General features: G+C 47.6%; 13 protein-coding genes and 2 tRNA genes. 13 read left to right on the top strand and 2 right to left on the bottom strand.

The window, feature by feature from the left end:
- The first annotated feature begins 22 nt into the window (after positions 1-22).
- Both N530_RS0105100 and N530_RS0105095 read left to right on the top strand, forming a co-directional pair.
- The gene (locus N530_RS0105100) at positions 23-757 is read left to right on the top strand and encodes a hypothetical protein (RefSeq protein ID WP_026479816.1); all 735 of its coding nucleotides are present in this window, start codon (positions 23-25) and stop codon (positions 755-757) included.
- Positions 754-1458, top strand: a complete 705-nt coding sequence (locus N530_RS0105095) for a DnaJ domain-containing protein (protein ID WP_026479815.1) — start codon at positions 754-756, stop codon at positions 1456-1458. Before N530_RS0105100 ends, N530_RS0105095 begins: the two co-directional genes overlap by 4 nt.
- Before the next feature lie 70 nt (positions 1459-1528).
- On the opposite strand, the gene N530_RS0105090 is transcribed toward N530_RS0105095, so the two are convergent.
- Complete coding sequence (locus N530_RS0105090) at positions 1529-2839, bottom strand: D-alanyl-D-alanine carboxypeptidase family protein (protein WP_026479814.1); 1311 nt, start codon at positions 2837-2839, stop codon at positions 1529-1531.
- A 272-nt stretch (positions 2840-3111) separates the two neighbouring features.
- Between N530_RS0105090 and N530_RS0105085 the strand changes: the two genes are divergently transcribed.
- From N530_RS0105085 to N530_RS0105050, 8 genes are all read left to right on the top strand, one after another.
- A complete protein-coding gene (locus tag N530_RS0105085) occupies positions 3112-3465 on the top strand; it encodes a phasin family protein (protein ID WP_018687635.1) in 354 nt (117 codons plus the stop codon).
- Positions 3466-3712: 247 nt separating this feature from the next.
- Positions 3713-4081 carry an ATP-dependent Clp protease adapter ClpS gene (clpS, locus tag N530_RS0105080; RefSeq protein WP_018687636.1) on the top strand — a complete coding sequence of 123 codons (369 nt, stop codon included), beginning with the start codon at positions 3713-3715 and terminating at the stop codon, positions 4079-4081.
- Positions 4081-6561, top strand: a complete 2481-nt coding sequence (clpA, locus tag N530_RS0105075) for an ATP-dependent Clp protease ATP-binding subunit ClpA (protein ID WP_026479813.1) — start codon at positions 4081-4083, stop codon at positions 6559-6561. The genes clpS and clpA overlap by 1 nt, the downstream gene beginning before the upstream one ends.
- Positions 6562-6639: 78 nt before the next feature.
- The gene (locus tag N530_RS0105070) at positions 6640-7386 is read left to right on the top strand and encodes an AzlC family ABC transporter permease (protein WP_035266503.1); all 747 of its coding nucleotides are present in this window, start codon (positions 6640-6642) and stop codon (positions 7384-7386) included.
- Complete coding sequence (locus tag N530_RS0105065) at positions 7383-7733, top strand: AzlD domain-containing protein (protein WP_026479812.1); 351 nt, start codon at positions 7383-7385, stop codon at positions 7731-7733. The genes N530_RS0105070 and N530_RS0105065 overlap by 4 nt, the downstream gene beginning before the upstream one ends.
- Before the next feature lie 242 nt (positions 7734-7975).
- Entirely contained in the window at positions 7976-10405 is a 2430-nt protein-coding gene (gene lon, locus N530_RS0105060) for an endopeptidase La (protein ID WP_018687640.1), read from the top strand.
- A gap of 229 nt (positions 10406-10634) precedes the next feature.
- On the top strand, positions 10635-10910 hold the full coding sequence (locus N530_RS0105055; RefSeq protein ID WP_018687641.1) for an HU family DNA-binding protein: 276 nt from the start codon (positions 10635-10637) through the stop codon (positions 10908-10910).
- Positions 10911-10978: 68 nt separating this feature from the next.
- Entirely contained in the window at positions 10979-11545 is a 567-nt protein-coding gene (locus tag N530_RS0105050; protein ID WP_026479811.1) for an HD family hydrolase, read from the top strand.
- Between the two features lie 165 nt (positions 11546-11710).
- Here N530_RS0105050 and N530_RS0105045 read toward each other — a convergent pair.
- Positions 11711-11786 (bottom strand) — tRNA-Val (locus N530_RS0105045).
- Positions 11787-11962: 176 nt separating this feature from the next.
- Between N530_RS0105045 and N530_RS0105040 the strand changes: the two genes are divergently transcribed.
- The 3 genes from N530_RS0105040 (at position 11963) to N530_RS0105030 (ending at position 13244) form a co-directional block, all read left to right on the top strand.
- Positions 11963-12039 (top strand) — tRNA-Asp (locus N530_RS0105040).
- A 270-nt stretch (positions 12040-12309) separates the two neighbouring features.
- Complete coding sequence (locus N530_RS0105035; protein ID WP_018687643.1) at positions 12310-12675, top strand: NADH-quinone oxidoreductase subunit A; 366 nt, start codon at positions 12310-12312, stop codon at positions 12673-12675.
- Complete coding sequence (locus N530_RS0105030) at positions 12666-13244, top strand: NADH-quinone oxidoreductase subunit B family protein (protein ID WP_018687644.1); 579 nt, start codon at positions 12666-12668, stop codon at positions 13242-13244. Before N530_RS0105035 ends, N530_RS0105030 begins: the two co-directional genes overlap by 10 nt.
- The last annotated feature ends 13 nt before the right edge of the window (positions 13245-13257 follow it).

The raw sequence follows: 13257 nt of genomic DNA, 5'->3' as shown, positions 1-13257 counted from the left end.
ACAAGAGCGCCATTTTATAATCATGAAAGAGCGCTCAAAAATTCCTGTACGAAACCCAACGACTGCAAAAGGCGGCGCGGTGGCGCGGTCTTCTGCGTCTGAAATCAGCAGCTTTCTCAATCAAGCCAAGAGTGCCGCCAATGGTGCAAAGGGCAGGGTCGTTTTGGCACTCGATGCGACTATGAGCCGTCAGCCAACATGGGATATGGCGTGCCATATTCAAGCGGAGATGTTCAAAGCGGTCAGCAAATCAACGCCCTTGTCCATGCAGCTGGTTTATTTTCGCGGCAGCGGCGAGTGCCGTGCATCGCGCTGGGTGCGCTCCGGCGATGACTTGGCCACAATGATGAGCAAGATTGATTGCAGAGCGGGCCACACACAAATCAATAAAGTTTTGAAACACGCTATTGATGAGAATGCCAATATGCCGATCAATGCCTTGGTTTATATTGGTGATGCGATGGAAGAAAATCCAGATGATTTAGGCCATGCGGCTGCGCAGCTTGGCATGCGCAAAGTGCCTGTTTTCGTGTTTCAGGAAGGTCATAACAACCTTGCCGAAGCAACATTTAAAGAAGTCGCGCGCTTATCATCGGGGGGCTGGTTCAGGTTTGACCGCAATGCGCCCAATGTATTGAAAGACTTGCTGTCATCAATTGCCATCTATGCGACTGGCGGCATAAAAGCGCTTCAATTGCGCGGCGCACGATCAGATAAATTATTATTAGAAAAACTATCAGGCGGAAGAAGATCATGACCATTCTTCTCGTACTCATTGGCTGTATTGGCATTGCCGTTTTGCTGGGTATTTATGCCGTTAATGCAAAACCAGCGCAGATCGCGAAAGGTTTGCGGCTTGCTGTGCCAATCATCCTTGGCGTTGTTGGTATCATTCTAAGCTTTGCGGGCAGGGTTTCTATCGGCGGGCCGATGATGATGGTTGCTTTTGCTCTGTTTTCGCGGATGCGCAAATATAGCGGCGTTACAAAAGCCAAGGCGCAAAAATCAACGGTGCGCACCGCGATGCTGGAAATGATGCTCGATCATGATACCGGCGCCATGAACGGTGTTGTGCTGGCTGGTAGCTATGAGGGCGATGTACTTGACGCGCTTAGCGACGAAGCGCTGCTGATTTTGGCCGCCGAAATGTCCGGCGACCATGAAAGTATGCAATTATTAGAGGCGTATCTTGACCGCCGTTTGCCGCAATGGCGAGATGACTTTGAGGCGAACGCGAGCGCGGGGCGCACTGGCGCGGCTCAATCTGGAGCCATGACACATCAAGAAGCCTATCAGATCCTTGGCATTGAGGCGGGAGCGACCGCTGTGGAAATCAGAAAGGCGCATCGAAGCTTGATGCAGCGCGTTCACCCCGATGTTGGCGGTAGCGCGTTTTTGGCGCAGCGGGTTAACGAGGCGAAGGACTTTTTGTTGCGAGCGCATGAAGATAGATCCTGATACAAAATACGAGGGTTCAGAATTTGAATTTGAGTGAACAAACACATTCACTCAAAGGTGATAAAAAGGGTTACTTTTGATAGGCCATACAGGCGTAATCATAACGTTTCAGCGCTGAACAAGTGTCCCATGCATCTGATTTAGAGGCAAAGCCTGCAAAGCGTGCACGGTGATATGTTGCATTACCTTTTTTGAATACTTCAACAAAAGGATCGCGTTGATCAAGAACTGAAGATGCTTTGGATTGCGCATCACGCAAATAATCAAGAGCAAGCGACTGACTGTCCAATGCAGCAATCTGAATGACCCAGCCTGAACGCGGCTTGATGGATGCTGTCGTGATACCGCTATCAACATTCACGCGCGGCTTTGGAACAGGGGCGTAAGCAACGGCAACGGCTTCTTGTGTCACTTCTGGACGCTGTAAATCTGCCGGAATAGGCAAGCGCGACGGCGATATGCTCGCGATACCTGCTTGTACTGGCGCTGCGAACTGGGTTGGATTTGCTTTTGCAATTAAATCACCACCACCACGGCGCGAAGCTTTGCCGAGATATGAGTTTATGAGTTTTGTCATCTGTGCATTACGTGAGCTGCCTGTACGGCCACCTAGAACAACACCAACGATGCTGCGACCGCCCGTGTTTACAGAAGTAACAAGGTTGAAACCAGAAGCACGTGTGTAGCCGGTTTTAATGCCGTCCACGCCTTTGACTTTACCAAGCAGGCGATTGTGGTTGCCGAATGTTGAGCGACCATATTTGAAGCTACGTGTATTGAAGTATTCAAATTCACGTGGGAAATGTTCCTGCAAAGCAATGCCTAGGCGCGCCATGTCGCGGGCTGTAGATACTTGTCTGGAATCTGGAAGACCGGACGCATTGCGAAACACCGTTGATTTCATGCCCAATTGATGTGCCTTGCGGGTCATCATGACACCGAAATTGCTTTCGGTTCCTGCCAGATGCTCACCAATTGCCGCGGCAACATCATTGGCTGATTTGGTAACAAGCGCATAAATGGCCTGTTCAGCAGTAAGTGAACCGCCTGCTTTAATGCCAAGCTTGGATGGCTCCATTGATGCGGCATGACTAGAAATGCGGATTTTGGTCGATTTCTTGACCTTGCCCTGCTTCATTGCCTCAAACAGCATATAAAGCGTCATCATTTTCGTTAGCGATGCCGGATAGCGCTTTTCGTCTGCTTTATAGTCATAAAGCGTTTTGCCTGTTCGGGCATCAATCACGATACCTGCATATTTTGAGTTCGCATGCGCCTGACTAACAGGTGCAGCGACAAAGAAGGCGACAAGCACGGCGGCTATGACCCTGAACTTTGATGATTTGGCGAAGGACGTCGGGCGGTCGGATGACTGGAACACGATTAACTCACACTTTTACACTGAACTCAAACACAGGCTTTCAAAGCCATTACTTTCCAAAACCTAGCCGAACAGGGTTACCAATCCGTTTATGGTAATCGATTTCTATCCAATTTGAGACGGTTTTGACTAAAAATAGATAAAACAACGAAAATGGTGCACTGCACCAAATTGACACTTGCATTATGGTGCGGTGCACACTATATATTCCCTAACGAGAGCGGCGACGTAACTCGGAGATACTTAGAAAACCAATTTGAAAGGTCACTCCCATGATCAAGTCATTCGAAGAAATTAGCAAAACAAACAAAGAAATGATGGACTCATCATTGAAGTCATATGCGTCTTTGACAAAAGGCATGCAGACTATTGCATCAGAAGCGACAGACTTCTCTAAGTCCCAGTACGAAACTGGTACAGCTGCTTTTGAAAAACTTACTGCTACAAAATCAGTAGAAAAAGCAATGGAAGTACAGACAGACTATGCGAAATCAGCTTACGAAGCGATGGTTGCGCAGGCTACAAAAATGTCTGAACTTTACATGAATGTTGCTAAAGAAGCTTTCCAGCCTTTCGAAGCTTTTGTTCCAGCTGCTGCTACGCCGGCTGCTAAAACAACAAAATAATATTGCCTGAAGCGTTTCTCGCTTCGGTTAGATATGAACCCGTCTGTTCGAAAGAGCAGGCGGGTTTTATTTTTTGTATAATTTAACACGAGAAAGCCTTAAATATTGGGCTCAAATGCTAACAAAACTGAATGAAAGCTCGGCTCAAGCTTGCACGTTTATATAAGGGGCTTAAAATCAGAACATGAGTGCTTACATAATACGCGCAACTTCGAGTGATATAAGCCGAGTAGAACTTTTGCTGACAATGAAAAATGATGAACGAGTTTCGATAACACTTGGTCCTGATAATGAGGACGATGACGGTGCGTCTGATGGCGGCCGTGGCACAGGCGTTATCACGCGTACCGACAAGAAACTAAAAAAGCCGAATATGTACCGCGTGCTGCTGCTTAATGATGATTTCACGCCGATGGAATTCGTTGTTCATGTTCTGGAAAGATTTTTTCAGAAAAACCGTGACCAAGCGACACAAATCATGTTGCATGTTCATCAGTATGGCGTCGGCGAGTGCGGTGTGTTTACATATGAAGTTGCCGAAACGAAAGTAACACAGGTGATGGATTTTGCGCGTCAAAACCAACACCCTTTACAGTGTGTGATGGAGAAAAAATAATGCCGGCATTTACCCAAAGTCTGGAAAAAGCGCTTCATCAGGCACTGACACTAGCAAGCGAGCGCGAGCATGAATATGCCACGCTTGAACACTTGCTATTGGCGCTCATTGACGATTCTGACGCCAAATCAGTTCTTGATGCTTGCAATGTTGATGTGGACGCTTTGCGCCGCACGCTCTTTGAATATGTTGATAATGAGCTGGCCAACCTTGCCACAGGTTATGATGAGGACGCCAAGCCAACGGCTGGCTTCCAGCGCGTTATTCAGCGCGCAGTCATTCATGTGCAATCATCTGGCCGTGAAGAAGTAACCGGTGCCAATGTGCTTGTCGCAATCTTTGCTGAACGTGAAAGCCATGCCGCTTACTTCCTACAAGAGCAAAATATGACACGCTATGATGCGGTCAATTATATCGCGCATGGCATTGCCAAGCGTCCGGGCGCATCTGTGGCACGCACACCAGATGGTGCAGAAGAAGGCGGTCCAAATCTCGGACAGGGCGAAAGCGAAGAAGGTGCTAAAAAACCTGAAAGCGCATTGTCATCTTATTGCGTGGACCTCAATGCAAAGGCACGCGCTGGCAAGATCGACGTTCTTATTGGCCGTACTGAAGAGATTAACCGTACCATTCAGGTGCTTTGCCGCCGTTCAAAAAACAACCCGCTTTATGTGGGTGATCCGGGCGTTGGTAAAACAGCGATTGCCGAAGGCTTGGCAAAACGTATCGTTGATGGCGATGTGCCAGAAGTGCTTGAAGATGATACGATCTTCTCGCTGGATATGGGCGCTTTGATCGCAGGTACACGCTACCGCGGTGACTTTGAAGAGCGTTTGAAACAAGTTGTCAAAGAACTGGAAGATTTTCCAGGCGCAATCCTGTTCATCGACGAAATTCACACGGTCATCGGTGCTGGCGCTACATCAGGCGGCGCAATGGATGCGTCAAACCTTCTAAAGCCTGCGCTTTCATCGGGCTCAATCCGCTGTATTGGTTCCACAACATACAAAGAATTTCGTAATTTCTTTGAAAAAGACCGCGCACTTGTGCGCCGGTTCCAGAAAATTGATGTCAAAGAACCAAGCATTGAAGATGCAATCGACATTATGCGCGGCCTAAAACCGTATTTCGAGGAATATCACAATCTGGAATATACGGACGAAGCCGTTAAAGCGTCGGTTGAACTTTCCGCGCGCTATATCAATGACCGTAAATTGCCAGACAAAGCGATTGACGTGATTGATGAAACTGGCGCGCGCCAAATGTTGGTGCCTGCGAAAAAACGCAAAAAACTGATTGATGTCATCGACATTGAAGAAACCATTGCGACAATCGCTCGGATTCCGCCTAAATCTGTATCGAAAGATGATGAGCAGGTTCTGTTTGGTCTTGAAAAAGAGCTAAAGCGCGTCGTTTACGGACAGGATCTCGCAATCGAATCCTTGTCTTCATCGATCAAACTTGCGCGGGCAGGCTTGCGCGAAATCGAAAAGCCGATTGGTTCTTATCTGTTTTCTGGCCCAACAGGTGTTGGTAAAACCGAAGTTGCTAATCAGCTGGCATCATCACTTGGCGTTAAATTACTGCGCTTTGATATGTCTGAATATATGGAGCGTCACACCGTATCGCGTTTGATTGGTGCGCCTCCAGGATATGTCGGCTTTGACCAAGGTGGTTTGTTGACGGACGGCGTCGATCAAAACCCGCATTGCGTGTTGCTGCTTGATGAAATCGAAAAAGCACATCCAGATCTCTTCAACATTTTGTTGCAGGTGATGGACCACGGCAAGTTGACAGATAATAATGGCAAGGAAGTGAGTTTCCGCAATGTTGTTATTATCATGACAACCAATGCTGGTGCTTCTGATGCGGCTAAAAATGCCATCGGGTTTGGTTCTTCCAAACGTGAGGGCGATGATGTGGAAGCCATTAATAGGCTCTTCACACCGGAATTCCGCAACCGTTTGGATGCGATCATTCCGTTTGGTCCGCTACCGGTGCCTGTTATCCACAAAGTGGTGCAGAAATTCGTTATGCAGCTTGAGGCTCAATTGGCTGATCGCAATGTTGTGTTCGATCTTTCAAAGCAGGCAATCTCTTGGCTTGCGAATAAGGGTTATGATGAGCGCATGGGCGCGCGTCCGCTTGCCCGTGTCATTCAAGAGCACATCAAAAAGCCATTGGCGGAAGAATTACTGTTCGGCAGCTTGAAACAAGGCGGTACTGTTAAAGTCACCGTTGAAAAAGATAAGAGCGGTGTAGAGACTTTAAAACTCGACACAATCGCCGAACAAGAGCCGATAAAGCCTAAGTCTGAAGTGACGGCTAAGGCAGGTGCCAAGGCCAAAACGGCAACCAAAGCGCCTGTTAAACGTAAACCCGCGGCAAGTGCATCCAAAAAGCCAACCAAGGATGACAAAGACGAGGGCGGCAGTGGTACAAAAGGCCGATCCAGTGTGCCTAAGGTGCCACGTAAATAAACATAAAACGAATAAGGCGCCGGACATTGTTCCGGCGCTTTTTTGTTTACGTTTTTTATAATCATGGTAGCGAAGGGCATGAACGACGAATCTCTTAATCCAGAAAATGCAGGCCGCTATTGGCTCTTAAAAGGTATGCGTGAGGCTATTTGCCTACCGACCTTTTTATTGATGTGTGCGTTTGTGGGCTTTGCAGGACTGGCCAGAGAAAACGGCATCACAATGCTTCAAGCATTGGTCATGACATCGACCATATGGGCATTGCCAGCCTGTGTGGTGCTGATTACGGCCATATCCAATGGTGCAACGTTGATTGCAGCCTTTATCGCTGTCACGCTGTCTTCTGCGCGTATGATGCCGATGGCGATTGCGCTAATACCAGAGATGCGCACGAAGAATACGCGCACATGGGTTCTGCTTTTATTGTCGCATTTTATCGCAATCACGGCATGGGTCATTGCACTGCGCCGTTTCAAAGATGTGCCCAAACAATATAGAACGTACTATTTTGGCGGGTTAGGCGGCACGATCACGGCCATTAATCAATTCGTGGTGCTTGGTGTTTATCTATCGGCCAATAGTTTTTCGCCAAAAGTGCTGGGCGTGCTCTTCTTTTTAACGCCCATCTATTTTTTAACCTCGCTTTGGGGCTCTGCACGAGAAGTTACGGGCAAAATAGCAATGGTTATCGGCCTTATGATCGGCCCTTATTTCTACCTCACCCTTCCGGGGATAGATCTTCTTGCCACCGGTTTCATCGGCGGAACGGCCGCTTATATTATTGGGCGTATTTGGCGCAAGCAAACGGCAAAAGGTGACGCATGACCTTTGATGCGATTGATACGTGGTGGTGGCCGCTGGTCTTTATTCTTATCGCGGGATGGATTGCCACGGATATGTGGCGTTGGCTCGGTGTGCTGATGGGTAACCGAATTGATGATAGTTCAGAAATTTTGGTCTATATCAGATCCGTTGCCACAGCGCTGGTTGCAGCTGTTATTGCGCAGTTGATTGTCTTTCCGTCCGGTGCCTTGGCCGAAACGCCTGTTTTGCTGCGCATAGCGGCAGCGCTTTCTGGCTTTGCGGCCTATATCTTTATCGGGCGACATGTCGGGCTTGGTGTTTTAGCAGCCCTTGTGGTTCTATCCGCCGGAATGGCGCTCGGAATTTAGGGCTAAATATAGGATAAGTGGGCCTAATCTTTGCATAAATGCACGAATAGGGCAGAATACCCGATGATTCGTGTGCATACGGTGTTTAAAATCCTTGAAATCAGGTGTTTGAAATTCCAATTACACTGAGCACCGACTAGATGCCTTAATTAACTGCATCGAAAAGTGCCCTAAAAGACGGGACACAGGGCTATGTTAGCATGTGTCTAAAATATCTGCCGAAAGGCACGAAAGGAAAGACTATGAGCGACCAAATCATGGAAGCAGCAGCGGGTGGTGTTGACGGGCGTTATGCCGTTCTACCATTGCGCGATATTGTTGTTTTTCCGCATATGATCGTCCCGCTTTTTGTCGGACGCGATAAATCAATCCGTGCGCTTGAAGATGTGATGGAAAACGACCGTCAGATTTTGTTGGTCACACAGCATGATGCTGGCGATGATGATCCTTCTGGCGACGGTATTTACACAAACGGCACGCTTGCCAATGTGCTGCAACTCCTAAAGCTTCCTGACAATACTGTGAAAGTATTGGTTGAGGGTGTGAGCCGTGTGGAAGTGACTGAATTCATCAATGGTGATGATTTCATGGAAGCTGAAGCGATCGTCACAGCTGAGGTCGAAGAAGACCCGATTGAAGTCGAGGCGCTTGCGCGTTCGGTTGCGTCTGAGTTTGAAGATTATGTAAAACTCAACAAAAAGATTTCGCCCGATGTTGTCGGCGCTGTAGGCCAGATTGAGGATTTCTCTAAACTGGCTGATACAGTTGCATCGCATCTTGCAATCAAAATTGCTGATAAGCAGACGCTTTTGGAAACAGCTTCGACGAAAGAGCGCTTGGAAAAAGCGCTTGATCACATGGAAGCTGAAATTTCCGTACTTCAGGTTGAGAAACGTATCCGCAGCCGCGTTAAACGCCAGATGGAAAAGACGCAGCGCGAATATTATCTCAATGAGCAGATGAAGGCGATCCAGAAAGAACTTGGCGACGGCGAGGACGGCGGCGGCGAGCTTGCTGAACTTGAAGAGAAAATCTCTAAAACCAAGTTCACGAAGGAAGCGCGCGAAAAGGTTGATGCTGAGCTGAAAAAGCTCAAGCAGATGAGCCCTATGTCTGCTGAGGCGACAGTTGTTCGCAATTATATGGACTGGATGGTTTCTATTCCGTGGAACAAGAAAACCAAAGTCAAATATGATTTGAACGAAGCGCAAGCAACGCTGGATGAAGATCATTATGGCTTGGAAAAAGTCAAAGAGCGGATCATTGAGTATCTGGCCGTTCAAAAACGCCAGAACAAACTCAAAGGCCCAATCTTGTGTCTTGTTGGCCCTCCAGGAGTTGGTAAAACATCGCTTGGCAAGTCTATTGCGAAAGCAACAGGCCGTGAGTTTGTGCGCATGGCGCTTGGCGGCGTTCGTGATGAAGCTGAAATCCGTGGTCACCGCAGAACCTATATTGGTTCTATGCCGGGCAAGATCATTCAGTCGATGAAGAAAGCTAAGAAATCCAACCCATTGTTCCTTCTCGATGAGATTGACAAAATGGGGCAGGACTTCCGTGGCGATCCATCATCTGCAATGCTTGAGGTGCTTGATCCTGAACAGAACAATGCGTTCATGGACCACTATCTTGAGGTTGAGTATGATCTGTCATCAACGATGTTCATTACGACCGCTAACTCGCTGAATATTCCTGGCCCATTGATGGACCGTATGGAAATCATTCGTATCGCTGGTTACACAGAAGACGAAAAAGTCGAGATCGCAAAACGTCACTTGATGCCGAAGGCGATCAAAGACAATGCGCTTCAAGACGGTGAGTTTTCGGTTGATGAAGATGCAATCCGCAGAACGGTTCAGCTTTACACCCGTGAAGCTGGCGTGCGCTCTTTGGAACGCGAATTGATGAAACTTGGCCGTAAAGCCGTGACTGAGATTCTACGTACCGATACGAAAACGGTAAAAGTCACTGTAGATAATCTTGATGATTATCTGGGCGTGCCGAAATTCCGTCATGGTGAAATTGATACAGAAGACCGTGTTGGTGTTGTGACTGGATTGGCGTGGACGGAAGTTGGCGGTGAATTACTGACGATTGAAGGCGTCGCTATGCCGGGTAAAGGCAAAATGACGGTTACCGGCAATCTGAAGGATGTGATGAAGGAATCAATTTCTGCGGCAGCATCCTATGTGCGTTCGCGGGCAATTGAGTTCGGCATTAAGCCAACACAGTTCGACAAGCGGGACATCCATGTTCACGTGCCGGAAGGTGCAACGCCAAAAGATGGTCCATCAGCCGGTATTGCGATGGCAACATCGATTGTGTCGATTTTGACAGGTATTGCGATCCATAAGGATATTGCAATGACAGGTGAGATCACACTGCGTGGACGCGTGCTGCCAATTGGTGGTCTGAAAGAAAAGCTTCTTGCAGCGGTGCGTGGCGGCATCAAGAAAGTGCTTATTCCAGAAGACAATGCCAAGGATCTGGCTGATATTCCGGACAATGTGAAGTCAGCACTTGAGATTGTGCCGGTAGCACACTTGGATCAGGTTTTGCTTCATGCGCTGGTTGAGCAACCAGTACCGATTGAGTGGAGCGAAGAAGAAGAGGCTTTAGCAGCTGATTTGCGGTTGGCACGTGCCAATCAGGCTGCGAATCTGGCTCACTGACCCTGAAAATATATGGAGCGTGCTAAATACGCTCTGTATTTTGATCGAAAAACGCCGCATTTTGCGGCGTTTTTTTATATTTATGAGCAAAAGCGGTGCAGAAACCCCAGAAAATATAGGGTTTTGCCCGTTTCGATTTCTAAACACCGAAAATCTCGTTATTATCCCGTATTGCTTTAGGCAAACTTGATTCGTTGATATTCAACGATGGGAACTTGGAGATAATGAAATGAATAAAAACGAATTGGCCGGCGCTGTAGCCGAAAAAGCTGGCATCACAAAAAGCGATGCAACAACAGCTGTTGAAGCACTTTTTGAAGTCATTACAGAAACTTTGAAGGGCGGCGACGATGTTCGTGTTCTTGGTTTCGGTAATTTCGTTGTTCAGCAGCGCGCTGCAACAACTGGCCGTAACCCTATGACAGGTCAGCCTGTTGATATTCCTGCTAAACGAGTTCCTAAGTTCTCTGCAGGCAAAGGCCTGAAAGACGCTGTGAACAGCTAATTTCTGCATAATATTTGTACGAAAGCCCGCGCATGTTCGCGGGCTTTCGTTTTTTTGGGGATAAAAAAATGGAAAATATTGTTTCATTTTTGCTGGAAAGCGAAAAACTGAAATCCGTATTAAGGCAAACCAAGCCGCTGGGCGAAGATCGTTTTGAAAACTCAGCTGAACATTCTTGGCAGACGACACTTGCCGCAATGATTCTCCTTGAGTCTGCGCCTGCCGAGCTGGATCGTCTCAAGATTTTAAAAATGTTACTCATCCACGATATTGTGGAAATCGATGCCGGTGATGTTTTTGTTTATGATGAACAGGCAAGGCAAGAGGCATTTGCGGCAGAATCTGAGGCTGCAGAGCGACTCTTTGGTATGTTGGACACAAATATTGGCGAGCCCTTATTGGCGCTTTGGCATGAATTTGAGCAGGCACAAACGCCTGAAGCAAAATTTGCAAAAGCATGTGACCGCGTAATGCCCGTTCTACAAAATTTAGAATCGGGCGGTCAAAGCTGGACCGCACACGATATTCGGCGCGCAAAAGTGCTTGAAAAGAATCAACCGATTAAAGATGCCAGCCCAGAATTATGGGCTTTGGTGAAAAAACGCATCGAAGAAGCGACATTTTTAAAAGACTAAAGCTTGCTGAAATCATGGATGTTGAAACTATGCGCAGGCTTGAAACTGCGCATTTAATGCCGTTTGCCGTGCTGATTCCATAAAAATATGAGCTAAAACCGTTATAAAGCGCCTATATTCCTGCATTTTGGCAGGATAGGCGTCTAACTTTATAAGGGAAGGGGCTGGTGGGCGATGAGAGACTCGAACTCCCGACATCTTCGGTGTAAACGAAGCGCTCTACCAACTGAGCTAATCGCCCCAACGCAACGGCTTCTACGCATCTATTTCGATTTCCGCAACCCCTTCTTGTCATAGAAATGAACTTTTTATTTTGTATGCAATTATCTTGCAAAAGTCTGATATTCGCCGTTGACACTTGAAAGAGAACCGCCTAAATCACCGCCACGTCAGCAAACGCTGGCAAGAAGAAGATGCGCGGGTGTAGCTCAGTTGGTTAGAGTGCCGGCCTGTCACGCCGGAGGTCGCGGGTTCGAGCCCCGTCACTCGCGCCATTTTCTCCATTTCCTCCAAAGTGTTACATAATTAACCGCAGGGGCGAAGTGTCGCTTAGCGTGTTGTTTTCCCCACGATCTTTACTGCACTTAAAGGTTCTTCCACATTTTGTTCTCATATGGTCTTGCGCCACGTGCGACATAGCAGTAACCCACCACACAAACTGTGGTTTTGGTTTGTGTTTTTTGCGCGATCAGCCTAAAAGACCCGTGATAAAATCACTTAACAAGCATGCTGCAAAAGCAGCGAGAGTGTTTAGGAAAGACAAGATGGACGCAGTCGTCGCCTCCTATTTGCCAATAATCATATTTCTGGTCGTGTGCTTTGGCATTGCCGCAGCGCTTTTGATCGCACCTTTTTTGATTGCTTACCGCAATCCAGACCCTGAAAAATTGTCTGCCTATGAGTGCGGTTTTAACTCATTTGATGATGCGCGCATGAAATTTGATGTGCGATTCTATTTGGTCGCAATTTTGTTCATCATTTTTGACCTTGAAGTTGCCTTCCTTTTTCCTTGGGCTGTTTCATTCGGCGAAATGGGAATGTTCGGTTTCTGGTCAATGATGGTCTTTCTAGGCGTTCTGACAATTGGCTTCATCTATGAATGGAAAAAAGGTGCGCTAGAATGGGATTAAGCGATAACAAGACGCTGGTAGCGCCGCAGCCAAAGGGCATCATTGATCCGTCTACGGGAAAACCGATTGGCGCGAATGATCCATTTTTCGGCGAGATGAATAATGAGCTAGCCGATAAAGGCTTTCTCGTTACCTCAACGGATGATCTGATTAACTGGGCCCGTCAGGGCTCGTTGATGTGGATGACGTTCGGTCTTGCATGTTGTGCTGTTGAAATGATGCACACATCTATGCCGCGTTATGATGCGGAACGCTTTGGCGTTGCGCCGCGTGCATCACCGCGTCAGTCTGACGTCATGATTGTTGCTGGTACATTGACCAACAAAATGGCACCGGCGCTGCGCAAAGTTTATGACCAAATGCCAGAGCCGCGCTATGTGATTTCAATGGGATCATGCGCTAATGGCGGTGGTTATTACCATTACTCATATTCTGTGGTGCGCGGCTGTGACCGTATTGTACCGGTAGACATTTATGTGCCGGGCTGTCCACCAACAGCAGAAGCTTTGCTTTACGGCATTTTGATGCTGCAGAAAAAAATTCGCCGCACAGGTACAATTGAACGCTAGGTTTATTGTCCCG

The organism is Ahrensia sp. 13_GOM-1096m (assembly GCF_000620605.1).
GTDB lineage: Bacteria > Pseudomonadota > Alphaproteobacteria > Rhizobiales > Rhizobiaceae > Ahrensia > Ahrensia kielensis.
This window is presented reverse-complemented; position numbering and strand designations above follow the sequence as displayed.